We start from the raw sequence: 25169 nt of genomic DNA on the forward strand, positions 1-25169 counted from the left end.
TGGTTCATGGTCTAGGCTCGTTTAAAGGCGGTCATTGAAGGGACGGGGTGGCTTGCGCCGCCGCTTTCCTTAAGCGACGCTTTTCGATCCATGCGTGGACCATACCGAATACGACCGGGACGAAAAGAAGGGTGGAGACAGTTCCGATAGCCAGGCCGCCGATGACGGCACGCCCAAGCGGCGCATTTTGTTCGCCGCCGTCACCCAGACCGAGCGCCATCGGCAACATGCCGATCAGCATCGCGAGCGCGGTCATCAGCACGGGCCGGAAGCGGTTAAAGCCGGCTTCAAGGGCAGCGGTCAGCGGCGCCGCGCCGCCTTGCAACATCTCTCGCGCTGTGTTGATGACAAGAATGCTGTTGGCCGTTGCAATGCCGATGCACAGGATGGTGCCTGTCAGCGCCGGCACGCTTAGCGTGGTGTGCGTGGCGAAGAGCATCCACGCGATCCCCGCCAGTGACGCCGGCAAACCACTGATGATGATCAGCGGATCGATCCACGACTGGAAGTTCACGACCATGAGCAGGTAGACCAGCGCAATGGCGAATACGAGTCCCAGTCCCAGGCCGCTAAACGATTCGTTCATCGATTGCACCTGCCCGCGGATGACGATCGAAGAGCCGGCGGGCAACTGTGCCTGTGCCTGGTCCACGAGCCGGGTCACGTCCGACGCCACGCCGCCGAGATCCCGTCCTTGCGCTGAAGCGAAGATATCGAGCACGGGCTGCACGTTGTAGTGCGAGACTACGGCTTGCTGTGTGCCGCGCGACATCGTGCCCAACGAACCCAACAAGCTTTGCGGCGACGAGGTGGTGACGTCCTTCGTCAGCGGCACGTTCGCCAGCGTCTGCAGCGAATGAATATCGTATTGCGGTACTTCAGTCATCAACGGATAACTCACGCCGTTCTTCGGATCGAGCCAGAAGTTCGGCGTGGTCTGCGAGCTGCCCGACAGCGCGATCAGCAGGTTCTGCGCAACATCGCGTTGCGTGAGACCGGCTTGCATCGCTTTGGTCCGGTCTACGTTGACGTTGATCGCGGGTTCATCGCCGGGCTGCTGGATACGGGCATCGACCAGGCCACGTACGGTCCTCAGCCTGGTCAGCAAGTTGTTCGCCACCACGCGGTTCTGGTCGAGCTTGTTGCCGACGATCTGGATGTCGATTGGCGCAGGGAGGCCGAAATTCAGGATCTGGCTGACGATATCCGCCGGGAGGAATGCGAAGGTGGTGCCGGGGAATGACGCAGTCAATACGTTGCGCAATCTCGCGACGTAGTCCGCCGTGGGGGCGTGTCCTTTCTTCAACGTGATCATGATGTCCGCGTCTGCGGATCCGACCGGCGCCGACGAGTCATAGGTCAGGTTGATGCCGCTCACCGGCACGCCGATGTTGTCGAGTAACGCGGCCTCGTCCGACTTCGGAATGACGGTGCGGATCTTCGCTTCGACTTCGTCCACGAGACGGGCGGTCTGCTCGATCCGGGTGCCCGTGGGGGCGCGCATGTGCAGGCGGATTTCGCCGGTATCGACGGCGGGGAAAAAGTCCCGGCCTGTGAAGGGCACGAGCGCGAATGACCCCACGCAGAGCAGCATGAACACCGGCAGGAAGCGGCGGCGATTGTCAATGGCGCGGCTGAGCGTCGCCTTGTAGCCGTGCCGCAATGTTTCGAAGCGACGTTCGAACCCGGCCTGGAATCGCATCAGGAAAGCGAACGGTCCGCGTGCCGGCTTGCCGTCTTTCGACGGCGTTTTCATCAGGTACATCGCGAGCGTTGGAATCAGCGTACGCGAGAAGAAGTAAGACGCGCACATCGCAAACACCACTGCTTCAGCCAGCGGTACGAACAGATAACGCGCCACCCCTGATAGCAGGAACATCGGCACGAACACAATGCAGATAGAGAGCGTCGAGACGAAGGTCGGGACCGCGATCTCCCCCGAACCGTTGAGAATGGCATCGTGTAGCGGCGCGCCCCGTTCCAGATGATGCGTGATGTTTTCGATAGCGACAGTTGCATCATCAACCAGGATCCCGACCGCTAGGGCCAGCCCTCCGAGGGTCATGATATTGATGGTCTGCCCGAGCGCGGACAGCGCGATCAGCGAGGTCAGTACCGAAAGCGGAATGGTGACGGCAATGATCAGGGTTGCGCGCCAACTGCCGAGGAACAGCAGGATCATCAACGCAGTCAGGCATGCCGCGATCAACGCTTCCCGCACCACGCCGGTCACGGCGGACTTCACGAATACCGACTGATCGGAAAGCGCCGTGATGTGCAGCGCCTTCGGCAGTCCTGCCGCGATCTTCGGCAACATGGACTTGATCTGCCCGATGATGGTCAGCGTCGACGTGCTGCCGGTCTTTTCCACCGTGAGCAGCGCGGCGCGCTTGCCGTCGCTGCGCACGATGTTGGTTTGCGGCGCATACCCGTCGCGCACCTGCGCGACGTCCCGTACATACACCACGCCGCCTTTGACGGTCTTGATCGGCAGGTTGTTGAGCGCCGCGACGCTGTCTGTGCTGCCGTTCATCTGCACGTTGTATTCGCGTGCGCCGATCTTGGCCGTGCCACCGGGCAGGATCAGGTTCTGCGCGTTGACGGCGTTGACCACGTCGCTGGGCGACAAGCCTTTGGCCTGCAACGCGCGTGGATCGATGTCGATCATGATCTGGCGGATCTTGCCGCCGAAGGGCAGCGGGACGGCCGCGCCCTGCACCGTAGCAAGCTGCGTACGAATGAAGCTATTGCCGAGGTCGTAGAGCGTTTGCTCGGGCAGCGTATTGCTCGACAGCCCCAGTTGCAGGATAGGAACAGTCGACGCGTTGTACGTAATGATGTTCGGCGGCAACGTGCCCGGCGGCAGCACGCGCAGGATGGATTCGGAGTTCGAACCGGCTTCGGCGATGGCGCGATTGATGTCGGCGCCGGGGTGAAAGAATATCTTGATCACCGAGACGCCGTTCAGCGACTGCGATTCAATGTGTTCGATGTCTTCAACATCCGAAGTCAGCGCGCGTTCATAGTTCGACGTGATCCGGTCCGCCATGTCTTGCGCGGAGAAACCGTTATACGACCAGACAATGCTTACCACCGGAATATTAATGTTCGGGAAAATATCCGTAGGGGTGCGCATGATGGCAAGCGGTCCGATCAGGAACAGCAGGATCGCAAGCACAATGAAGGTATAGGGCCTGCGCAGGGCCAGTCTGACAATCCACATTGGACATTCCCGGAAGATGAGCTGCGCTTGAAAAGCGAACACGTTCGTAACGTGCGGCCAGTGTGACGAACCGGTCTTTACCCGGTACTGACCGCAAGGTTACAAAGTTGTCATCTTCGAATGCCGGGGTGCGCAATATGGCGATCTTGTCATCTGGGCGTCAGCTTCGAGTCAGTGCCTGTCGCGCAGAATGAAGCTGCTTACCGTCGCTTACCGGACGATGGAGCATGAGCTTCATTCATTGAGAGTGAAGCCACTTTACAAAGAGGCTACTCATCATGAAAGCACTGATCTGCACAACACTTGCGCTGGTCCTGGCTGCCCCCGCCGTGTCGTTCGCCCAAACCACGGATCAGCCCGTCACGCGTGCCCAGGTACGCGCCGATCTCGTCCAGCTCGAGAACGCGGGATGGCGCCCGGACTCGCAGGAAGCTTTCTATCCGAATGATATTCAGGCTGCTGAAGCACGCGTGCATTCGGGCGACACCACCACCGGTTACGGTGGAACCACGGAGAATGGAACGTCGATGTCGCAGTCGCCGACGAGCGGACCCGTAGGGGCCCCGGTGTACAAAGGGCAGTGATTTGAATGGTGGTGTAGGACCGGCTGGCGGGCGGCTTGGTGAGCCGTGGTGTTCCTGAGAAACGATTGTTCCGGTGCGTGCTGGCCGGATCGCGTAGTGCCGCTAAGCGGGCACCCTCGCGAATGAGGGAGGGTGCTGCCGCTGACAGAAGCAACGGCGGAGATGACAGCATTGAGCGCAGTATTGAGCGATTAAGCACCGGACCGATCAACGTCCGGCGCTTAACCGCTGAATCACCTTGACTCCAAGTCAGCCTACCAATTTATCAGACGCGCTGTCCCTGCTCGCAGTCCTCGCCATTAGCCTCCGCTTGCAATGCGCGCACGCGCGCCGGCAGGAATGGATGGATCAGCAGTTGGTAAGCGCCGCCGCCAATCACGCCGCCTATCAACGGAGCGACCACCGGAATCCACCAGTAGTTGTCCGGTGAAGGCAGTGCGGACGAACCCCAGCCTGCAAAGTACGCAAACAAACGCGGACCCAGATCGCGAGCCGGATTCATTGCCCAGGCTTCCAGATAGCCCATCGACGACCCAAGGATTGCCACCAGAAACCCGATCATGAGCGCACCCGCATTCGCTTGAGGCGCCATTTCGTTGAACTGCTCGGTGATGGCGAAAATCCCGAATAAAAGAAACGCCGTCAGGATCACTTCATCGGAGAACGCGTGCATCGGGGTGATGGCCAGGCCCGGGTGCGTGAAGAACACGCCCGCTGCGCCGCCGTCTGCCCGTGACAGATGATGAACCAGGTTGTAGTGATCGATCACCGGCCCGAACAGCGCGTAAACAATGACGGCGCCCAGTATTCCGCCAACGAGTTGAGCCACCCAGTAGGGCAACACTTTCTTCCACGAGAAGCCGCGGAACAACGCAAGGGCCAGTGTCACTGCAGGATTGGCATGCGTGCCGGAAATGGAGCCGGTGACATAGATGGCGAGCGTCACGGCCAGCCCCCAGGACATGCAGACTCCCCAGTAGGCATTCACATACGGGCTGGGATCGTATAGCACGTACATGCATGCCACTGAATCACCGAACGCGATGATGATCAGGACAGCGATGGCCTCGGATATGAGTTCGCCGACAAATTGCCTGCTGGTAGGTTTTGCAATAGTTGATGACATACGGAGGATTCCTAAAAGAAGATCTGCGTTGCGGCAATGAAGACCAGGATGACGTGACCAAGGCTCACGTTGAACGCAGGTTCAACGTGAGTTCAACCTGAGCTCAGGTGGCGTCAGCCCACGCCTTGGCGGCATTCACCGCGCGTTGCCAGCCGTGCATCTGGCGCTTGACCTCGTCAGGCGCAACATCCGGCGAGAAACGGCGGTCCAGCTTCCATTGGCTTTGCAGTTCATTCACATCTTTCCAGTAGCCGACTGCCAGCCCGGCGAGATACGCCGCGCCTAGCGCAGTGGTCTCGCTGATCTGCGGACGCACCACATCCACGCCCAGCATGTCGGCCTGGAATTGCATCAGCAGGTTGTTGGCGACCGCACCGCCGTCCACGCGCAATTCGCCAATGCGGATGCCGGAATCGGCTTCCATCGCCTTCAGCACATCGATTGATTGAAACGCGATGCTTTCCAGTGCCGCCCGTGCGATGTGGCCGGAGGTCGTGCCACGTGTCACGCCAAACAGCGTGCCGCGTGCGCGTGCATTCCAGTGCGGCGCACCCAGGCCGGCGAAAGCGGGCACCATATAGACGCCGTCGCTATGCGGCACGCTGCGCGCAAGCGCTTCGATCTCATTCGCGCTCTTGATGATGCCAAGTCCGTCACGAACCCATTGCACGACGGCGCCACCAATAAAGATGCTGCCTTCCAGCGCGTAGTTGACTTGGTCGCCGATCTGCCACGCAATGGTGGTGACAAGGTTGTTGCGCGATTCGATGGGCTTGTCGCCCGTGTTCATGACGAGGAAACAACCGGTGCCGTAGGTGTTTTTCACCATGCCGGACTTCGTGCACATCTGGCCGAAGAGGGCGGCGTGCTGGTCGCCTGCAATGCCGGCAATCGGAATCTTGGACGCGAATACCGTGGTCTTGGTCGGGCCGTACACATCCGACGAGGCACGCACTTCGGGCAGCATGCTGCGCGGAATGTCGAGCGCGTCCAGGAGCTCGTCGTCCCACTTGAGCGTGTGGATATTAAAGAGCATGGTGCGCGACGCGTTGGTGACGTCGGTGATATGCAGGCCGTGTTTCGTGAAGTTCCACACCAGCCAGCTATCGACCGTACCGAACGCAAGGCGTCCTTGTTTCGCTTTCTCGCGCGCGCCTTCCACGTTGTCAAGGATCCAGCGGATCTTGGTCGCGGAGAAGTAGGAATCTATAGGCAAGCCCGTCTTGGCACGGACCTTTTCTTCCAAGCCCTGCGCCTTCAACTGGTCGCAGAAGTCGGCGGTGCGTCGGTCCTGCCAGACAATGGCGTTGTAGATCGGTTGGCCGGTTTCACGATCCCAGACAATGGTGGTCTCGCGCTGGTTGGTAATGCCGATAGCGGCAATAGATGCACCGTTCAGGCCCGCGCGGGTGACGGCTTCGGCGGCGACGCCGGCCTGGGTCGACCAGATTTCCTGAGGGTCGTGCTCAACCCAGCCTGGTTGCGGGTAGATCTGGCCAAATTCTTTCTGCGCCACCGACACTACGTTGCCCTGGCGATCGAACACCATTGCGCGTGAACTTGTCGTGCCCTGATCGAGCGCGAGGATGTATTGCTCCTGCATTGTCTTCTCCACTGGTTTTTAAATGGATCGCCGCTTCGTGCATGATGCCTCGCGACGTTGCTGACTTCTTATTTTGACTGCGGCTTCGGTGAGACGGGTGCTTCTACAAATATTACGTTTTTATTACGCCGTTAGATCCAGCTAGCCGCTTCATGCGGTTGAGGTAAGGGCCGCCAACAGGTGGGATGAAGGGGTGGTTTCATCCGCAAACCACCGCGCAATTTCATTGAATGCCTGATGCTTCACCTATGCAGCAGGATTTCCACGCAGCGATTCGCTGTCGTTCCCATTTCGCCTGCAAACGAACTCATCTTGTTCGAAAAAGAACACCGTGAAAAGCGAATTGCGCGATTTTGCGCATGATGCTGTGCTGGTCAATGCTTCGTTAAATTACCAGCAGATAAGCCATCCCGTCCTGATTCACGTCATTTGCACATGTCAATTAAGAAAACCTATCGAATCGATAATGTTCGAATTCGAATGCTAGTGAACAAAATCGAAAATGTAAAGACTCATTTTTATCGCTGGCATGCGCGCAGTCAGATGCATCGGGGTTAGTAGAAAACCTCGAAACGATGGCGGTAAAGATTTTTGAAAGTTCGCAAGAGAACGGACACGTCAATCAATAGCGTCCGCAATAGGGGTGACTCTGCAAGCGAAGGTTTGGACGTGCTGACGGCCCGGTTCATGGAATTCAAGCGAGTGCCGGTCTGCAGGTCTGCTACCGAATCACGATTGTTTGTAAGGGGTTCAGGGGCATTGGGGCAACCCGGCAATAATTTACCGGTGCAGGTAGAGTTAGACTCCGCGACGAAAAATTGGGCGCGGTTGATGCAATGTCGAGAAAAATAGAGGCCAACCATGCGGGTTACGAGGCAGGTCACCAAGCTTATTCGGATCGTTGCCGTGGCCGCGCTCGCGCCCCTCGGTTTGTTGTCGACACTTGCACACGCAAGCGCGGTGGAAGAGCAGCTTGATTGCAAATCGACGGGCCATGTGTTCATCAGCGCGCTGATGAACAGTGGTGAAATACAGTCCAAGCCCATGCATGTCGAGAAGAACTCAATCAACGCGTTCCGGCCCGCCCATGGCGTGAAGTTGACGGCGTTCGATTTTCCGGTCTTCGTGGTGCTCGGCTATGAGAAGGACGATCCGCTCTTCAAGCCGGGCAAGGGAGACCCCGTTGGGGACTGGGCTTACGGCGTCGTGGTGACAGGCGCGTCGGACGACGTCAGGGACCGCCTGCATCAAATAGGCAGCGACGCTATCGTTCACGAAGTCACACCGGTGATGACGGCGATTCTTTGTAAGGCCCATTGACGTCACAACGCCTGCTATGTGCAAGTTGCGACGTCTGCTGCCACTCAATGCCATGCAGGTACTTTACTCTGCCGCCGCTGGCAGCCTTGCGTTTTCGTCACGCAGAGTGAGGCGGGCGATGGCAAACGCCACCAACGCGGAGAGTGCGATTCCGACGACCATCGGCTTTGGCGCGCCACCGGCGAACAAGCCGGATACGGCCATCACCGCAGCGCCCACGACAAACTGCAATGCACCCATTAACGCCGAAGCTGTACCCGCGATTGCCCCATGATTTTCAAGCGACAACACCGCGGAAGTCGGCAAGACAAGCCCCAGGAAACCGTAGCCGATAAACAGGAAAACCATCATCAGCGCGAGGCTGTCGGCGCCCGCCAGAAACAGCACCGCGACGATGCTCATCGAAATCGCGAAGCCGGTCACCGCCACGCGAATGACGCGCGGCAGGCCGTATCTGGCAGTGAGCCGTGCTGTCAACTGGCTGAAGCCGAAAAACGCCGCGGCGTTAAGTGCGAAGCACAGGCTGAACATAGTGGGCGACAAGCCATAGTGGTTGATGATCACGAACGAGGCGCTTGCCAGGTAGATAAAAAACGACGAGACGCCGAACGCACCGGTAAACGTGAGACCAAGGAACATCGGATCACTAAGTAACTTGCGATAACCCGCGAACGCACTCGCCCACGAGCTGTCGGCGCGATGATGGATTTCCCGCGTCTCCTTCAACTGCGTAGCTGCCAGCACGAGGGCAAGTCCGCCCGCCACCGTCAGCGCCCAGAAGACACCACGCCAGCCGAATGCCGCAATGATGAAGCTGCCGGTCAGCGGCGCCAGTAGCGGAGAGACGCTCACAACAAGCATAAGCAGCGACATGAGCCGGGTGGCGTCGTGACCGGTGAAGAGGTCCCGTACGATCGCTCGCGGAACGACCATGCCGGCGCACGCGCCCAACGCCTGGAGCACGCGGAAGCCGATCAGCACGTGGATGTCCGGTGCAAAGGCGCAGCCCACGCTGCCGATGGTAAAAATCGCGAGGCCGACATAGATCGGCATCTTGCGGCCGAAGATATCCGAGAGCGGGCCGTACACAAGCTGGCAGACACCAAGCGTGATAAAAAACACCATCAGGCTCATCTGCACTTCGGCCGGGGTGGCGTGCAGGGCCCCTCCGATGGACGGCAGTGCGGGCAGGTACATGTCGATGGCAAACGGCCCCACGGCGGTAATCAGGCCCAGCACAATGGCAAGTTGAAGAAAGCGTCGTGTCATCATTTATCGGTAGGAAAGAGTGGCGGCATGGTAATCGAAATCATGCCGGTCACGTGCGCATGACGGCGTATTCCAGTTTTGGATACCAGTCCGTGCTGCGGCCGCCGGGCGTCAGGTCTAGCATGAGCCATAGCGGCATGGGGTCCGGCGCGCCGCGAGGGTCCTGGCCCGGGTCGGCCGTTTGCGGGCCCATCTCGTCGCCCCAGAAGTGGCGCAAGATGCTGCCTGAGCGATTGCTTGAGCGCGTAAAAACGTTGAACGCGGCGTTGTCGCCGGCATCCGGATCTTCGTTGGCATAATCACGATTGAAGCTGTTGCCGCCCGACGAATATAACCGCAGGTGGCGCCAGCCGCGCTCCTTCTTGAACGCCACCAGCCGCTCGATCGGCCCTCGGGCGATCACAGCAAAGGCCACGCGTTGCAGGATGTCGGGCATCTCTCCGTCAAGGGCGCTGAGCAATGACGTGCACATCGGGCAAGACCGTTCGCGCTTGGGACCGAACATCCAGTTGTAGGTAATCAGGGTGTCATGATCGCCGAACATTTGGAAAAGCGTGGCCGGTCCATGCTCGCCCTCGAAGCGGTAATCCTGTGGCGCCTCGCCGCCGGCTGGAAGCGCCCGGCGCTGCGCGGCCACCCGCTCGATGTGGCGGCGCAACTCAATTTCCTCTGCCAGCAGCGCGTTGCGTGCGGTGCGGTACTGCGTACTTTCGCCCGGGAACCGGCGCGGTGACCGAGCCAGCGCTGCGGCCGGCTGCAATGTCTGTGCAGATCCATTTACGGAAGTCATGAGTGATCTCCTCGTGGTTAAAGGGGAGTGACCGGGATGAGCGGAAATCGGGGCGCGATGCGGCGCGTCGAAAGGCGCATTGCCGGATTGCGGCCCTACATGCATGACGAACGACGCGTTGAGAAATCGACATCGCCTGCTTCAAGTATTTCGATATTCACCAGGACGCACGCCGCGACGCGAGGCTTACATATCGGAAGGGAGTCGGGCGGTGTGAAGGCGGGTGCAGCGGAGAAAAGCAACGAAGTCACATAAGGGCGCGGGTCAGAGATCACGGTGTCAAGCGGACGCGAACGCCGCATCTGCCGTTCATCATCTGCACTATAGTGAAATCCACGCTGGTGCGCTCAGATGACCAGGAGACTATGCGCCAACGCAGGGGACGACCGGAAGGTCCTTGTCATGCATCACATCGATGCATGACCTCGCCTTCGGGTCCCGTTCAATAAACATGGCGTCCAACGCCATCGACAAGAACAACAAGGAGCGAGATTCAATGATCCAGGCCCATCCACTATCCTGCCCATGCTGCGGCGATCCAGCCACCCGCGTGCTTACACGGCGCCGTTTCCTGGCCCTAGCAGCCGAGGGCGCCGCTGCACTCGCGTGGCTACCGCATTCCGCCTACGCTGACACCGATACGATCCGCACCATCGCCTACGACTCGGTTCCTGATCCAGTGCATTTGCCGCGTGATACCTATTTCGGTGAATGTTCGGGCGTCGCGCTGAACTCCAAAGGCCATATCTTCGTGCTGTCGCGGGGCAACACCACGGGCCCGGCCTACGGTGCCGCTGCCGCTCAGCTCCTTGAGTTCGCACCCGACGGCCGCTTTGTCCGCGAGATCGGCCACAACCTCTATGCCTGGTCTTTCGCGCATATGGTCAAGGTGGATCGCGAGGATAATATCTGGGTCACCGACAAGGGCTCGGACATGGTAGTCAAGTTCACGCCCGACGGCCGCGTAGCGATGGTCTTCGGCCGCAAGCAGGAGGCGGCCGACGAGGAGACCGGCCCGCTCAAGCATCCGAATCCGCCGCTTCCCGCCGAGCCGGGCCGCTTCCGCCAAGTGACCGACGTGGCCTGGGACGCCGCCGGCAACAGCTACATCAGCGACGGGTATATCAACTCGCGCGTGGCCAAGGTCGACAAGAACGGTAACTGGCTGAAGTCATGGGGCGAGCGTGGCACCGGCCCCGGTCAGTTCCACACGCCGCATAGCATTGCGCTTGATGCCAAGGGGAGTGTTTATGTAGCCGACCGAAGCAACCGTCGCATCCAGGTGTTCGACGGCGAAGGCAACTTCCAGCTCCAGTTCACTATCGACGTGCCGGTGCCTCCCGGAGCACGGCCGGCCATTGGTTATGCGCCAGATGAGGCAGCCATTGCCGCCGGCACCTTTGCACCCGGCTCGCCGTGGGCCATCTGCATCTCGCCGGGGCCGAACCAGGTGCTGTACAGCTCAGATGCATTCCCCGGGCGCATCTACAAACTGTCGCTCGAGGGCGAGGTGCTGGGCGTACTCGGCGAATCAGGCAAGCAACTGAAGCAGTTCGGCTGGATTCACCAGATGGCTTGTCCGTCGGAGAATGTGCTGTTTGTTGCAGAACTCCTGAACTGGCGTGTACAGAAACTGGTGTTGCACGCGTGACGCTTGCTGTGAAACCGATGTGATTGACTCACCGAAGTGGCGGGCTGACGCTCGCCACTTTATCGATGACTGCTCTTCGGGACTTTGTGCTAATCGGGAACATGCGTTAGCGATCGTAGGGCGAAGTTGATCTGATTCGCTTAGGTCTTAGGGCTTCTTATCTACTTACTTTCTCAAGGTGCCTCTAGCTGCTTTAAAGAATTGCCGGCCCTCAGCAAACTTATCCCGCGCCCAGCGATATCCACTATACAAATCCTGAATAGTGCTTGAGAAGCGTTATGCCAAGCGGATCAACGGCGATGCTCCGGACGCGCCCCCCAGAACCTAGGGGTTGCCCCGCATAGTCGACGCCGGTATCGCGCCACTAGTATCCCCGCCGCAGAAGCGCGGTATGTATAAACTGGAAGAATCGCACGCCCGGTGACGACCTAACAAAAATATAAGGAAGAGACATGAGCAGGAGTCCGTCAGTCGACGTTCAGACCTTCATCAATGAACACCCGTTCGGCGGTTTTCAGTGGCTGATTTTTGCAATGTGCTTTGTCATCGTCCTGCTGGACGGATTCGACACAGCCGCTATCGGGTTCATCGCCCCGTCGCTGATCACCGAGTGGAATATCAGCAGGCCTGCGCTGGCTCCGGTGCTGAGCGCCGCGCTGTTCGGACTGGCGTTCGGTGCGCTCCTCGCGGGTCCGCTTTCCGACCGCCTGGGACGGCGCGTGCTTCTTATTACGTCGGTCGTGATTTTCGGCGTCGCGTGCCTTGCTTCCGCTTTCTCCGGCGACCTGACGCACTTGACGATACTGCGGTTCATCACGGGACTCGGACTGGGCGCGGCCATGCCGAATGCGGTGACGATCATGAGCGAGTTCTGTCCGGATCGCCGACGCGCAACCCTGATCAACCTGATGTTCTGCGGCTTCCCGCTAGGAGCCGCGTTCGGCGGTTTTCTCGCGGCATGGATGATTCCCGCTTTCGGATGGCGCAGCGTCCTGGTGCTCGGCGGAACAACGCCACTGTTGCTGGCGGTCTTGCTGCTCATCGCGCTTCCGGAGTCGGTGCGTTACCGGGTCGCTCATGCGCATCCCGTCGACAAGATTCGGGCAACGCTTAGCCGTATTGGTCGCAGCGCCGCCGACGCCACTTCGTTCGTCATGACGGAACAGGCTCAGGCCGTGCCGGGAAAAAGCGGTATCCGGCTGGTGCTGTCGCGGGAATACATCGTTGGGTCGGTGATGCTTTGGCTGACTTATTTCATGGGACTCGTCATCTTCTACGCATCGATCAACTGGATGCCGATACTGCTGAAGGAGGCAGGCCTGAGCCCGCAGCGCGCTACGTTGATTTCCGCGCTGTTCCCGCTTGGCGGCGTGGGCGCCGTGCTGTGCGGCGTCCTGATGGATCGATTTAATCCGAACCGGATTATTGCGGCGTGCTATGCGTTGACCGCCGTCAGCGTGTATTGCATTGGTCACTCCGCCGGCAACATCAGCATGCTGATACTCGTCGTGTTCGTGGCAGGCGTGCTGATGAACACGGCGCAGTCGTCGATGCCCGCGCTGGCGGCTGCGTTCTATCCAACCCAGGGGCGCGGTACCGGCGTTGCATGGATGCTCGGTATCGGCCGGTTCGGTGGGATCGCGGGCTCGTTCCTGGTTGCCGAACTGACCCGGCAGCACTTCAGTTTCGAAAACATCTTTGCTGTGGTGGCGGTGGCCGGAGTAGTGGCATGCATTGCACTGCTGATCAAACAAGCCGTTCAACCACGGGCTGAATCCGTCAAGGTAAGCGACATAGGAACCATATCGCACTAGACGAAAAAACCCGCGCCTCTCTCGAAGGCGCGGGTAAAAGCTTACGGAGCGTTCTCGCCGGGACGAGGGGGACCCGGCGAGAACGAGACCTAGCATAAGCGTTTTTGTTTGAAACAGGTCTTTCCCCATATCTCCTGTTTCTTACCAATTTATTCCGGACGTCTTGAGCAGAGACTTGCGTAAGGATCTGTATCAATACGGGCGAGTTGCGCATTAGCTTTACGGCGCCGTTCAGCCGTGGAGCCCCATTTTTCCCGAAGCCATCGCCGCGATGCGGACGACAAGCGCGCGAGGAAGCAATCGCGACAACCAGGTCGCCATTCGTACGCTTGGGCGCCCCGGGTAGGCGACGGCTTTCTTGCGATCGAAGGCTTCGAGTGTTTTTTTAACTACGGATTCCGAACTATCCATGTCTTTGGGTGACACCTCGGTCGATACCCCGTCGAGGACGGTTGAGCCTCGATAACCAAACATGTCCCGCTCCCTATAACAGTGGATGTGTATTCACGTCGCGAACGGGGGAGTAACCGCATGCGCGTTCAGAAAACATCGGCGGCGTCACTGACTTCGACCGGGGTTTCTGCTTTCGGCAAGGCCGGATAGTCGGTATAACCGCGCTCATCGCCGCCAAACAGCGTGCTTGCATCGAAGGCGGCCAGTGGCAGGCCCTCGGCGAGCCGGCGCACAAAGTCGGGATTGGCGACGAAGGGCCGTGCGAAGGCAACCAGGTCCGCGTAGCCTTTGGACAGCACCCACTCGGCGCGTGCCTTGTCGTATTTACCCGCAACAATGATCGGCCGCGTGTAACGGGCACGAATGGCCTGACGGAATGCCTCGGTGAACTGCGGTGCATCCTCCCAGTCTGCTTCAACCAGATGGAGATAAGCAATCCCGCGCGCCTGAAGAAATTCAGCGGCCTCGAGAATCGTCGGCAGGATGTCGGGGCAGTCCATGCCTCGCGCCGTCAGGAACGGGGCGAGGCGAATGGCGGTGCGATCAGCGCCGATCTCGTTCGCTATCTCATTGACGACTTCCTTGAGAAAGCGCAGGCGGTTCTCACGCGAACCGCCGTATTCGTCGGTGCGAAGGTTGGACGTCGTACGCAGGAACTGGTCGATGAGGTAACCATTGGCGCCGTGGATTTCAACACCGTCGAAGCCTGCCTCCATCGCATTACGTGCAGCCCGGCGAAAATCTGCGATCACTCCCGCGATCTCCTCGAGGGCAAGCGCGCGCGGAGTCGGGCTGGCGACCATCGCGCCTATGCCGGTGTCTGGATCGACCTTCCAGATCTGGCCGTCGAAGGCAACGGCGGACGGTGCCACCGGCAGTTGACCATCGTGAAAGTCCGGGTGGGACATGCGCCCCACATGCCAGAGCTGCGCGAAGATCCGGCCGCCGGCTGCGTGAACTGCATCGGTCGTGAGGCGCCATCCGGCGACCTGCTCGGGACTATAAATACCAGGGGTGAAGGAGTAACCCTTGCCCTGGGGCGAGATCTGGGTGGCCTCGGTCACGATCAGGGCGGCGCTGGCGCGCTGGGCGTAATGGCGCGCGTTCATTGCATTGGGAATATCACCGGGCTGGGTGCTGCGCGCACGCGTCATGGGGGCCATGACCACGCGATGAGCGAGCGTGTGGCCGGCTACGACGGTCGGCGTGAAGAGTGACGAGGTGGTGGTCGACATGATTGCGAATCCGGGTTGGTTGACGATGGCCCCATTGTGCAAAGCCCGCTGCATTTTGATAACGGGTGTACGATTTGAAGCATTTTCAAAAAGAATGGAAATATCGTGGAGACCCTTGGCGACATCCGGCTTTTTGTGGAGGCGGCGAATCTGGGTGGGCTGTCGGCGGCGGGCCGCAAGCTCGGGCTATCTCCTGCTGCCGCAAGCGCACGGCTGGTGAAGCTGGAGGCGAGCCTGAATGCCCGGCTCTTTGAGCGCACGACGCGGCAGTTACGGCTGACGGAGGAAGGCCGGATGTATCTCGCCCATTGTCAGCAGGCCATCCAGGCGCTTGACGACGCGCGTGCAGCGCTGCAGGCGGGTCGAAGCGTGGTTCGCGGGAAGGTGAGGGTGTCGGCGACGTCGGATTTCGGCCGTCATGTCCTCAAGCGCTGGCTCGACGAGTTCAACGTTTTGTATCCTGAGGTTACGTTTGCTTTGGCGTTGTCGGATTCCTTGTCGAACCTGGTGGAGGACGACATCGACCTCGTCATCCGTTTCGGCGTGCCGCCAGATAGCTCGCTTGTCGCCCGCCGGTTGGCTCCGAACCGGCGTGTTTTATGCGCGTCGCCGGCCTATCTGTCAATACATGGCATTCCTGATCATCCGAGAGATCTCGATCGCTTCGACTACATCGTGCTCAGCTCCGCCTCCGGGTCTGCGAATGAGTGGCGATTCAGCCGCGGCAGCGAAGTCGAGACCTTTACCGTTCCTCTTGAACGTGCGCGGGAAACGAACGACGGCGCGCTCGCGAGGGAGTGGGCCGTCGACGGTCACGGCATCGTGATGAAGTCGGTCTGGGATATTGGGGCTGACTTGCGAGCGGGACGACTGCAGATCCTGATGCCGGAGTGGCGTTCTCCCGATGTTCCCGTGCATGCCCTGTATCAACGTAGCCGATACATGGCGCCACGCGTGCGCGCGCTCCTCGACTTCCTGATCGAGCGCTTCGATACGGTATCCGGTGACCTGGAAGCGTATCTCGATTCGGTGCGTTGACGGAGTTGCCTGGGCGCGAGCCTGCCAGGGGTGAACCGCTTCAGCCTCGCGATATGGCGGCGCCTTTGAGCTCGGAACTCGCGCTTGAAGATCGCGCCTGCTGCGCTTGCATCCTGAGTTCAAGCAAGCGATTCGTCGCGATCGATCCGGCCACCGCGCACAACATGGCCACGATGAAATCGTGGTCCACACGCGTGAACTCGACCATGAGAATGAGCGCAGTGATCGGCATTTTCATCGACGACGCGAGAAAGGCCGTGGCCCCGACAATTGCGAACGCACCCATGGGCGTACCCGGCCACATCAGCGTCCAGATCCCGCCCAGCACGATAGCCAGCAGCGCGCCGTTGGACATGCCGGGAGTGAGCAGGCCGCCTTGGGCACCCGCGCGCAGGCTGCTGGTGGTTATGGCTACCTTGATGACCAGCAGCGTTCCTGCAAGGCCGATGGTCAGTTCATTGCTGAAACCCAGTTGCGCAGGTGTCTTGCCGTTGCCGAGGATCTGCGGGAACGACACGGCGAGCACGCCGATGATCGCGAAGTTGACGAGCGAGAGAAGCGGCAGCGTCCATCCCTTCGGTGCGGCCGCGCGGGCTTTCGTTGTCAACTGGACGAACGCAAACGCGGCCACGCCAAATAGCGGACCCATGACAATGGACCACGTCACGAGGTTCGCGGTCAAGCCGAAGTGCGGCACGACGTATTGCGATTCATCGCCAAGGCCGAGCCACGCGACGACCGCCGCGATGACCGAGGTGACCAGCGCGGGAATCACAACACGCAGTTCGAACGACCGGAGCAATACTTCAAGAACAAAGATCGCTCCTCCAAACGGCACGTTGTACACGGCGGCGAGCCCGGCGCCCGCTCCGCAAGCCACCATCAAGCGGCTTTGCTCGACGGTGAGGCCTGCGTAATGCGACAGCCATCCTGCAAGCAGGGAGCCGATCTCGCGGGGCGCAACTTCGCGGCCGAGCGGCGACCCCAGTGCAACGGTGATGATCTGGAGCAGCGCATGTGCGGTCGTAGTGACGGGAGGCATGCGCGGGTCGTCGGATGCAACGGCCTTCTTGATGCTGACCAACGGCCGCGCATAGCGATAGATGACGAACCAGCCGCAACCTGCAATGAGACCGCAGAGCACGAGCACGGCGACCCTGCGGCCGGCCGATGCTGCCACGACGCCCTCATAGAAGCTCTCGTGCCCGACCAGTTGCGTGATGCTGTAGCCGTAAGCGAGATGCTGAATTAGATGCAGGAGGAGGCCCAACGCCATGCCGCCCAAGCCGGCGCCGATCCCGGTAAGAACGGTGACCACCGCGAATCTGATCAGTGGGCTGCCGGGAACGCCGGGATGGGGTCGTTGAGCGAGCATCGAAGAATGTTAGCAATATGAAAGGGGCGGCCGATTGAGCATCCTTTTGCCCAGCGGCTAAGCGTAATCAAAAAACTTCAATTAGCGTGAACCCGAATCTACCGCTTGAGGAATCAGGCGTCAAATTCATTTATTTTTTTCATTAATGTAGTTTGCGCATGATTTCATTGGAGCCCCTAATGGAGTCCCCTATGCAGCCCCTAAGCATGCACATGTTGGTCACTATCCACTTTGCTCCGGCCCCTTGAGTCGTTCAAGAAGCGAACTGATCAGATCGATCGGCATGGGGAAAACAATGGTCGAATTCTTGTCGCCGGCTATGGTGGTTAGTGTTTGCAGATAGCGCAGTTGCATGGCTTGTGGCGCTTTGGCGAGCATTTGTGCCGCCTGCAGCAGCTTTTCCGACGCCTGCAACTCGCCCTCCGCGTGGATGATCTTCGCGCGCCGTTCGCGCTCGGCTTCAGCTTGCCGGGCGATGGCGCGCACCATGGTCTCGTTCAAGTCCACATCCTTGATCTCGACATTCGACACCTTGATGCCCCATGCATCGGTCTGCGCATCGAGCACCTTTTGAATGTCCATGTTGAGGCGCTCGCGCTCCGCCAGCAGCTCGTCGAGTTCATGCTTGCCGAGGATCGCGCGCAAGGTCGTCTGCGACAACTGGCTGGTTGCTTCGAAGAAACGGGCGACCTGGATCACAGCCTTCTCCGGGTCGACCACGCGAAAATAGACCACGGCGTTCACCTTCACAGACACGTTGTCGCGGGTGATGACGTCTTGCGGCGGCACGTCGAAGACAACGGTGCGCAGATCCATTCTCACGACTTGCTGCACTGCCGGAATGATGAGGACAAGGCCCGGCCCCTTGACCTTCCAGAAGCGGCCAAGCATGAAGACGACACCGCGCTCGTATTCGCGAAAAATGCGGATCGACGAGAACACGATAAGAATGATCAGCGCCAGCAAGACGCCGCTAAAGCCAAAGGTGAATCCGACCATCATTTTTCTCCTTGTTTTATTTCATCCAGTCGCGCCACGCTAAGCATCAGGCCATGACGCCCGAGCACGCGGACGCGCTCCCCGCGCGCGAGCAGTGCCGGCGTCTCGTGACAGCACACACGCCAGCGTTCGCCGTGCACGCGAGCCCAGCCGCTGTCGCTTGGCGCCACGTCTTCCAGCATCTCGCCGATGCTGCCAAGCAGCGCTTCCGCTCCGCTTACCACGGGCCGCCGGCGTGCCCGCAGCGCGATGCTCGACACGACGAACACGAACAGCGCGGTGGCAATGGTCAGGCCGACCACGAGCGCCACGGGAATGCCATAGCCGGGGGTATCGGTACGGAACAGCATGAGCGCACCCATCGCAAACGCGACAATGCCGCCGAAGCCAAGCGTGCCGAATGTGGGCAGGAAAATCTCGGCAACGAGAAAGGTAATGCCGAGCAGGATCAGGCCCAGGCCGGCAAAGTCGACGGGCAGCAATTGCAATGCAAACAGGCCCAGCATCAGGCTGATCGCGCCGGCGACTCCGGGTAACGCGAGGCCGGGATTCGCGAACTCGAAGAACAGGCCGTACATGCCGATCGTAATGAGAATGAGCGCTACGCTCGGATCGGTAATGGTCGCGAGAAAGCGGCTGCGCCAGTCGGGCTGGATCGTCATGACGACAGCGCCGGACGTGGCGAGAACATGATCGCCCGTGACCGTGTGCACATGCCGGCCGTTCAGTTTCGCGAGCAGGTCGGGTACGTCGGACGCGTTCAGGTCGATCACGTTCTGCGCGAGCGCTTCGCTCGCTGACAGGCTGACCGCTTCGCGTACCGCGCGTTCGGCCCACTGCACATTGCGGCCGCGCAGTTGCGCGAGGCCACGTATGTAGGCCGCTGCGTCCTGCACTTGCTTGGTGGTCTCGGTGGATGCCGCGCTCATCCCGGCGGATGCAGATGCAGACGCGCCCGTGTCCGTCTTTGCCTGGCCCGGCTCAGGCTCGGTCGACCCGCCTGCGCCAATACGAATAGGCGTGGCGGCGCCGAGGTTGGTGCCCGGCGCCATCGCGGCTATGTGGCTTGCATAGACGATGTACGTGCCGGCGCTGGCCGCCCGCGCCCCGCCCGGCGCAATGAACGCTGCAACGGGAACGGGCGAAGCGAGGATTGCCTTGATGATCGAGCGCATCGACTGGTCGAGTCCGCCGGGGGTATCGATCTCGAGAACGGCCAGTTGAGCGTGTTCTTCAGTCGCGCGGGCAAGCGCGCGAACGACGAAGTCGGCGCTAGCCGGACCGACAGCGCCGTTAAGCGGAATGACCACGACAACCGGGCTCGCGGCTGCGGCGCTGCAGAGCACCAGCCCCGCAAAAAGGGCCACTGCTTTGCGCAACAGCAAGCCCGCTGTGCCGGAAAGCGCGCGCACGGCATCCGGGTTAAACAAGCGAAACGGATAGCGTTCCATCACGATAAGAGCCGCGTCTGCGAACAGGGTGACGCCGGCTCAACGAGGGTTGCCTGATATTAAGCTTATGCCAAATTAAGCACATACCAAGCGTGACCGCTCTAAGGATTTCCACGATAAAGCAGCACAAGCCGCTTAGCGACATCAGGCGCTGGCAAAGGCTTCGCTTACCCGCGCCCGATTGTTGTTGGTTACGCGCGATGCCGGAATATTTCCAGGGCTTCAATCGTTTAATCCATGTAGCGCGACTCACGCGGCGTCAGCAAGGTGAAACGCCAATCGATGCCGGTGCGTCCGAGTCCACGCAGGAGACGATGATGCGCCAGTTATTTCGGTTGGGAATAGTGCTTGCCGCACTGGGTTTTGCGGCGCCCGCGCTTGCACAAATGTACGATGGCTCCGTGGGACCGGGCGTCGACTCTGGAGCCAATTGCCGGGCCGTAGCGGGCCAGGCGGATATTGACGGTTCGACGCAGCAGGTCGTGGGACGGGCATGTCTGCAAAGCGATGGAACGTGGCAGATGGTCGATAGCCCCGACGGCAGCATGCTTGTGTACCCGGTCGCGTACTATCCGTATCCCGACCCGTGGTATTGGGGGCCGCCGCTGTTCATTGGCGCGGGCGTGAGCTTTATTTTTGTCGATCGTTTCCATCACCATTCCCACTTCGACCATTTTCATCAAATGGGTCATATGCACGTTGGCGCGCCAATGGGTTCCGGCTTTCATGGCGGACCATTGCAATTTGGCGGCGGCATGCACGCGTTCTGGGGAGGCCACCGGCGCTAGGCACCCGCTCGAGTTTGACTTGAGAAATACGGGTATTGAAATTTTTAAATAATTCGTCCGGCAAATCCCTTAGCCGGCTAACAAAGGGCTTCCGCGCGATCCATTTCCTTGCAACAAGGTATAAAGCCGCGTGGAAACCCTCTCGCTCACTGCAGGGCTACCTTAGGCAATTTCGATTCATCCAGCACGGCGACTCCGCAGAACCAGTCGCCTCCATGCGCGTCGTATTTCCAATGCATATTGGATTTCATCAGCGACCTGCAGTTGTCGAGCGAAATCATGCCGGGCTCGGCAACGGTGCATTGACCTATGGCAATTGTGGGTTCCGGCAACACCCGCTCGGAGGCTGTGCGAACTGGCGAGGGCTTCGAGATGGATTGCAGGTCATCGACCAGTTGCTGAAGTTCTCCGATACGGCCGGAATACCAGGTCGTGAGGCACGCTTCATCCGTGCAATGCGCTTCTCGCCAACTCCATTTGGTATCGCTGTCCGCACGGAATGAGCGCTTATCCGCAACTGCGCGGCGCGCTTTCCAATAGAGCTTTCCGAGCTCATCGTCGAGCTTCGATAAATCCGGGTTGTGACAGATCAGCTTTTCAGTTGCTGAGCGACCAAGGTTGCAATCGAAGCTGGTGGCGCGCGCCGCGAGCGGACTGCCTAATAAAATCACGGAGATCAGGGTGGTCTTGAAGAGTGTCATCGTTATCGCTGGAAGAATGGGCTTTTCACCCATACTCGGCTGGATTCGATGCTTGGAATGCAAAGAAAAGGACTGGGGTTCGGTCTGTACTTACCAAATATTTCCAATTGACCCAACTGTTGTCCAAGGCACACGTAAATGGCCGGCTAGCGTGTTTTTTTAACAAGCGGTGTGAGGTACGCTAGGGACAGGATCAGGGCTGGTTAAGAGCTTTACTTAAGGCTTACGATACCTTCTGGCCGCTAGCTACGCGGCTGCTAGTCAGAAATGTGCGGTCACCGCATTAAATGTGCAGTAAGTCAGGGTAAGGGGTCGGCAAAATATTGCGGTCATTCTCTGATGATCACAGGCCGTTAAGCGCGATCATTCGATGTCGGAAGACAAGTTGGCGAGTTGTCACCTATCTGCCACGGGCAGAAGCGCACACGACGCAACAGGCTGCCGTCAGCGTGGAGCGTGGAGCGAGTCGCGCTGGTTGTCGTTATCATCGAGGATACGGCGCTCAAGGCCAATGCCCCGGATTGAACCTGACGGCCTAAGCCGCTCACCGGGGTAAGCGAGACGCCGGGTGAAAGAAATCAAGGATCTGATCAGTGCATTGGTGGAGCACGTAAGTGTAGGCCGAAGCTGAAGGTGATGTGGCTTCTCCCCTCGCTAGTTCCAAAACATGGCTCATCGGAGTTGGCATATGTTGAAAACGGTCGCAACCTCTGTATTGCGTCCTGGCATGTTCTTGCACAGTCTGGATCGGCGCTGGCTTGATCACCCATTCTGGAAGAACTCTTTTTTGCTCACCGCTATCGATATCGAGAAGATCGTCGCAAGCGGAATTACATCCATTGTGATCGATACGGATCGAGGTCTGTCGTCCTCTGAGGACGGCCTTGGCGAACCGGTCGACCCGTTCGATGCCGCCGGTTCGACCACCCAGACGGGGGACGGCCAGCCACTTGGGACGGGGGGCACAGCGCGCACGCATTTGCCGCGAAGACCCGTGGGCGAGGAAATTGAGCACGCAAAGCGTCTCTTCGAATCGGCTTCCAATGAGATGAAGATGGTATTTCAGCAAGCCCGCATGGGGAGAGCCGTGTCCGGCGCCAGCATGATGCCGTTGGTGCAGAGCATTGCTGCGTCCGTTATGCGCAACCCGTACGCATTGACCAGCGTGGCGCGCCTGAAGCACCACGACGGCTACACGTATATGCATTCCGTTGCCGTATGTGCGCTGATGACGGCGCTGGCGCGCGAACTCGAACTTGACGCGGCGGATGTGCTGGAGGCCGGCGTGGCCGGTTTGCTGCATGACCTCGGCAAGGCGCTCATGCCGCTCGCCGTGCTGAACAAGCCCGGGAAGCTGAGTGTGGAAGAGTTCGAGGTCGCGAAGAAACATTCCTACGACGGCTGGCAGATGCTGCAGTCAGCCGATGTCAGTGACGCGGTGCTGGAGGTCGCGCTGCACCACCACGAAAAGGTCAATGGCCGTGGGTATCCGCATGGGCTCAAGGACAAGGCTATACCCCTTCTGGCACGCATGGGAGCGGTTTGCGATGTGTACGACGCAGTCACGTCGGATCGGCCATACAAATCGTCCTGGCATCCGACTCAGGCGCTTCGCAGCATGGCGTCGTGGGAAGGGCAGTTCGACAAGACCATTCTCGCCGCCTTCGTCAGCACGGTGGGCATCTATCCGGTGGGCTCGCTGGTCCGGCTGGAGTCCGGCTATCTTGCTGTCGTGCTCGATCAGGGCAACGGGTCGATCCTCACACCGACCGTCAAGACATTCTTCTCCTGCAAGTCGAATCAACCGGTCTTCCCTCAGATAGTAGATCTAAAGAAATCAAAGGGTGCCGACCGGATAGTGGCTATTGAAGATCCCAAACAGTGGAACCTTCCACAGCTAAACGACCTTTGGTTGAATCAGGCTGGACCCTTTGTGTAGGCCACGCAGGGTGCGCCATGGGTCTTTGCATTGCGTCGTCTCGCCAGATCCGGGCTGCCCCGGGTTAGCTTAAGCGGAGCATTCGGACGTCGCCATTCCGGCTTGACTGCGTATCGCCGAAATTTCATTCTCGTCAGGCTCGGAACCACGCACGGCTGATTGCCCATGCGCGGCGCGAAAAGAGCGCCAGCGGACCTGTTGCGTTCGCGCTCCCGTCCAGGTAATGCCCGGTAAGCAGATGGCATCTACAGCCCGTAATTGCCGAAATGCCCCTCTTCCAAGCGCTCTAATCTCTCTCTGCGTGCTTGGAGTCTTCTGCGTTGGCTCCTTCAAACGCACATCAGGTCCATGACGCGAAGCTGCGTCAGGTGCCTCGGCGTTCCGGCCGGTCCATACCGCAGCAACGACTGTTGAGGGAGAAAAATCTTGCGGCGCTGCATTTTCATCGCGATGCTCTTTTGCATCCTCAATCTTCAAGCTTGCGCCAGTTCGGTAGAAACGTTTGCCCTTGGCGGAATCGTCGGCGCCGTGGCGGGCGTATCGGCCATTGTCTGTGCGGTTGGATGTAAATGACTCGTGCCACGAAGCGCACAAGCGCTGGCGACGTTCTCCGCCGCAATGCCTCAATCGCGCGGCACAACGCCCAGCATGCGAGCCAGGTGCTGGGGAATGTCACTCGGTTCCACTCGCTACCGGAGCCCCTGCACTCGCTGGCGGATAACGGCGTCATACCGGGCATGCAGCAAACAATGACAACCGGGCTCTCGCATGGTTTGAGCGAAACAATGATCGAGCGGCTTCTTAAGCGCAACGACGTTGTATTGCTGATGGAATGCGATCAAAAGGTATGTCGCGTCCCCTATCGCGGCAAGCAACGTAGGGGCGACATACTGCGCTTCCTGAGAATAGCGGGACCCCAGGTGCGGGCGCTGGTCTATAGCCACCAGGCTGAAGCGGGACCTGTCTGGATCGACGTCATGTCGGGTGAAGTCTCCGCCCGGTAACAGAGCGCCAGCATCTGCCTGCTTTTCTCGCGTCTCGTGCCGTTTCGGGCCGATGCAAGGCAGTGTCGATTAGCGCCGCTTCAACTGCGGTAAGGACACGTTGTTAATGATTCTGTATTTCATGAACCAACGAGACGCCATCAGGTATCTCGTGGAAGTCCGGCGTGACGAGTTAGCCAAGCCAAGCTCGAAAGTCATTGTTAAAACGCATTTGCATGATACCCCCGGTGTTGAAGGCGTCGAACGCGTTCTCCTCGACGTGAGAGCCTCACGTACTGCCTATTTTGTGGAATGCGGTTCGACGGTGGGAGATCGGATCGTGTTTATTACCTGAATGCCGTGCCCCGCTGATCGCGGGGAGGCCGTTGACAGGAAGCCATAGCAGGGAGCCGGCTTCTCGATACATTCGATCATGCCGCTTCGAATCGCCACTCCTCAAAGCTTCTTAACTCCCCGGTTTGGATGTCGACCTATAACATATCTCCGTCGGATGTGTGGCTGAAGACCAGCGCGCGAACCTCGCGCTGACTATCGAGAAATCCCAGCACCGCTCGCAGCGTGTGTTTACCGCGATACCGAATTGCACGGCTTGCTACACCTTGACCGCTAACCAGCATGATGGGGTTGATGCGCACTTTGCAAGCAATCTCGCCGATCGTGGAAAAATTCATTTCATCCTCCAAGTACGTTCAATACTCAGTGATAACGTCAGCGGTGCGAACAACCTTAGGTTACGAAAGACCCGGTAAGAGAATTGACTAAAGGACGTTATTTGCTTAGGAACATAAGCCCTCAATAGCCGGATC

General features: G+C 59.4%; 21 protein-coding genes. 9 read left to right on the forward strand and 12 right to left on the reverse strand.

Features of this window, described 5'->3' with window-relative positions; translation table 11 throughout:
* Nucleotides 1-31 precede the first annotated feature (31 nt).
* Entirely contained in the window at nt 32-3223 is a 3192-nt protein-coding gene (locus FH08_RS0113780; protein ID WP_031358879.1) for an efflux RND transporter permease subunit, read from the reverse strand.
* Between the two features lie 278 nt (nt 3224-3501).
* On the opposite strand from FH08_RS0113780, the gene FH08_RS0113785 reads away from it, so the two are divergent.
* Nucleotides 3502-3807: a DUF4148 domain-containing protein gene (locus tag FH08_RS0113785; RefSeq protein WP_031358880.1), complete on the forward strand. Its 306-nt coding sequence runs from the start codon at nt 3502-3504 to the stop codon at nt 3805-3807.
* 265 nt (nt 3808-4072) lie between these two features.
* Here the strand turns inward: FH08_RS0113785 and FH08_RS0113790 are convergent, their stop codons facing one another.
* Nucleotides 4073-4933 (reverse strand): MIP/aquaporin family protein, encoded by an 861-nt coding sequence (locus FH08_RS0113790; protein ID WP_051888262.1) that lies wholly within the window; start codon nt 4931-4933, stop codon nt 4073-4075.
* Between the two features lie 103 nt (nt 4934-5036).
* Entirely contained in the window at nt 5037-6536 is a 1500-nt protein-coding gene (glpK, locus tag FH08_RS0113795; protein WP_031358882.1) for a glycerol kinase GlpK, read from the reverse strand.
* 861 nt (nt 6537-7397) lie between these two features.
* On the opposite strand from glpK, the gene FH08_RS0113800 reads away from it, so the two are divergent.
* Nucleotides 7398-7856, forward strand: a complete 459-nt coding sequence (locus FH08_RS0113800) for a hypothetical protein (protein ID WP_235210357.1) — start codon at nt 7398-7400, stop codon at nt 7854-7856.
* A gap of 63 nt (nt 7857-7919) precedes the next feature.
* Here the strand turns inward: FH08_RS0113800 and FH08_RS0113805 are convergent, their stop codons facing one another.
* Both FH08_RS0113805 and FH08_RS0113810 read right to left on the reverse strand, forming a co-directional pair.
* On the reverse strand, nt 7920-9125 hold the full coding sequence (locus FH08_RS0113805; RefSeq protein ID WP_031358884.1) for a multidrug effflux MFS transporter: 1206 nt from the start codon (nt 9123-9125) through the stop codon (nt 7920-7922).
* 49 nt (nt 9126-9174) lie between these two features.
* A complete protein-coding gene (locus FH08_RS0113810) occupies nt 9175-9915 on the reverse strand; it encodes a DUF899 family protein (RefSeq protein ID WP_031358885.1) in 741 nt (246 codons plus the stop codon).
* 496 nt (nt 9916-10411) lie between these two features.
* On the opposite strand from FH08_RS0113810, the gene FH08_RS0113820 reads away from it, so the two are divergent.
* Both FH08_RS0113820 and FH08_RS0113825 read left to right on the forward strand, forming a co-directional pair.
* Entirely contained in the window at nt 10412-11566 is a 1155-nt protein-coding gene (locus FH08_RS0113820; RefSeq protein ID WP_031358887.1) for a peptidyl-alpha-hydroxyglycine alpha-amidating lyase family protein, read from the forward strand.
* Nucleotides 11567-12018: 452 nt separating this feature from the next.
* On the forward strand, nt 12019-13380 hold the full coding sequence (locus tag FH08_RS0113825) for an MFS transporter (RefSeq protein WP_031358888.1): 1362 nt from the start codon (nt 12019-12021) through the stop codon (nt 13378-13380).
* Nucleotides 13381-13611: 231 nt separating this feature from the next.
* On the opposite strand, the gene FH08_RS0113830 is transcribed toward FH08_RS0113825, so the two are convergent.
* The gene (locus FH08_RS0113830; protein ID WP_031358889.1) at nt 13612-13854 is read right to left on the reverse strand and encodes a hypothetical protein; all 243 of its coding nucleotides are present in this window, start codon (nt 13852-13854) and stop codon (nt 13612-13614) included.
* Nucleotides 13855-13919: 65 nt separating this feature from the next.
* Nucleotides 13920-15068, reverse strand: coding sequence for an alkene reductase (locus tag FH08_RS0113835; RefSeq protein WP_051888270.1), 1149 nt, complete (start codon nt 15066-15068; stop codon nt 13920-13922).
* 105 nt (nt 15069-15173) lie between these two features.
* Here FH08_RS0113835 and FH08_RS0113840 point away from each other — a divergent pair, with 105 nt between their 5' ends.
* The gene (locus FH08_RS0113840; protein ID WP_031358891.1) at nt 15174-16106 is read left to right on the forward strand and encodes a LysR family transcriptional regulator; all 933 of its coding nucleotides are present in this window, start codon (nt 15174-15176) and stop codon (nt 16104-16106) included.
* A gap of 40 nt (nt 16107-16146) precedes the next feature.
* On the opposite strand, the gene FH08_RS0113845 is transcribed toward FH08_RS0113840, so the two are convergent.
* The 3 genes from FH08_RS0113845 to FH08_RS0113855 form a co-directional block, all read right to left on the reverse strand.
* Nucleotides 16147-17481, reverse strand: a complete 1335-nt coding sequence (locus FH08_RS0113845) for a chloride channel protein (RefSeq protein ID WP_031358892.1) — start codon at nt 17479-17481, stop codon at nt 16147-16149.
* Between the two features lie 222 nt (nt 17482-17703).
* The gene (locus FH08_RS0113850; protein ID WP_031358893.1) at nt 17704-18480 is read right to left on the reverse strand and encodes a slipin family protein; all 777 of its coding nucleotides are present in this window, start codon (nt 18478-18480) and stop codon (nt 17704-17706) included.
* Entirely contained in the window at nt 18480-19931 is a 1452-nt protein-coding gene (locus FH08_RS0113855) for an NfeD family protein (protein ID WP_081889467.1), read from the reverse strand. The genes FH08_RS0113850 and FH08_RS0113855 overlap by 1 nt, the downstream gene beginning before the upstream one ends.
* Nucleotides 19932-20248: 317 nt before the next feature.
* Between FH08_RS0113855 and FH08_RS0113860 the strand changes: the two genes are divergently transcribed.
* Nucleotides 20249-20719, forward strand: coding sequence for a hypothetical protein (locus FH08_RS0113860; RefSeq protein WP_031358895.1), 471 nt, complete (start codon nt 20249-20251; stop codon nt 20717-20719).
* A gap of 146 nt (nt 20720-20865) precedes the next feature.
* Here the strand turns inward: FH08_RS0113860 and FH08_RS0113865 are convergent, their stop codons facing one another.
* Nucleotides 20866-21420 (reverse strand): lysozyme inhibitor LprI family protein, encoded by a 555-nt coding sequence (locus FH08_RS0113865; RefSeq protein WP_031358896.1) that lies wholly within the window; start codon nt 21418-21420, stop codon nt 20866-20868.
* Nucleotides 21421-22108: 688 nt separating this feature from the next.
* Between FH08_RS0113865 and FH08_RS0113870 the strand changes: the two genes are divergently transcribed.
* The 3 genes from FH08_RS0113870 to FH08_RS0113885 all read left to right on the forward strand — a co-directional run bounded on the left by FH08_RS0113870 (nt 22109) and on the right by FH08_RS0113885 (nt 24697).
* Complete coding sequence (locus tag FH08_RS0113870) at nt 22109-23359, forward strand: HD-GYP domain-containing protein (protein WP_031358897.1); 1251 nt, start codon at nt 22109-22111, stop codon at nt 23357-23359.
* 569 nt (nt 23360-23928) lie between these two features.
* Nucleotides 23929-24363, forward strand: coding sequence for a hypothetical protein (locus FH08_RS51370; RefSeq protein ID WP_031358898.1), 435 nt, complete (start codon nt 23929-23931; stop codon nt 24361-24363).
* 106 nt (nt 24364-24469) lie between these two features.
* Entirely contained in the window at nt 24470-24697 is a 228-nt protein-coding gene (locus FH08_RS0113885) for a hypothetical protein (RefSeq protein ID WP_031358899.1), read from the forward strand.
* A 136-nt stretch (nt 24698-24833) separates the two neighbouring features.
* Here FH08_RS0113885 and FH08_RS0113890 read toward each other — a convergent pair whose 3' ends face one another.
* Nucleotides 24834-25034, reverse strand: coding sequence for a hypothetical protein (locus tag FH08_RS0113890; RefSeq protein WP_031358900.1), 201 nt, complete (start codon nt 25032-25034; stop codon nt 24834-24836).
* Between the last annotated feature and the right edge of the window lie 135 nt (nt 25035-25169).

It is taken from the genome of Caballeronia sordidicola (genome assembly GCF_000729995.1).
Classification (GTDB): domain Bacteria; phylum Pseudomonadota; class Gammaproteobacteria; order Burkholderiales; family Burkholderiaceae; genus Caballeronia; species Caballeronia sordidicola_A.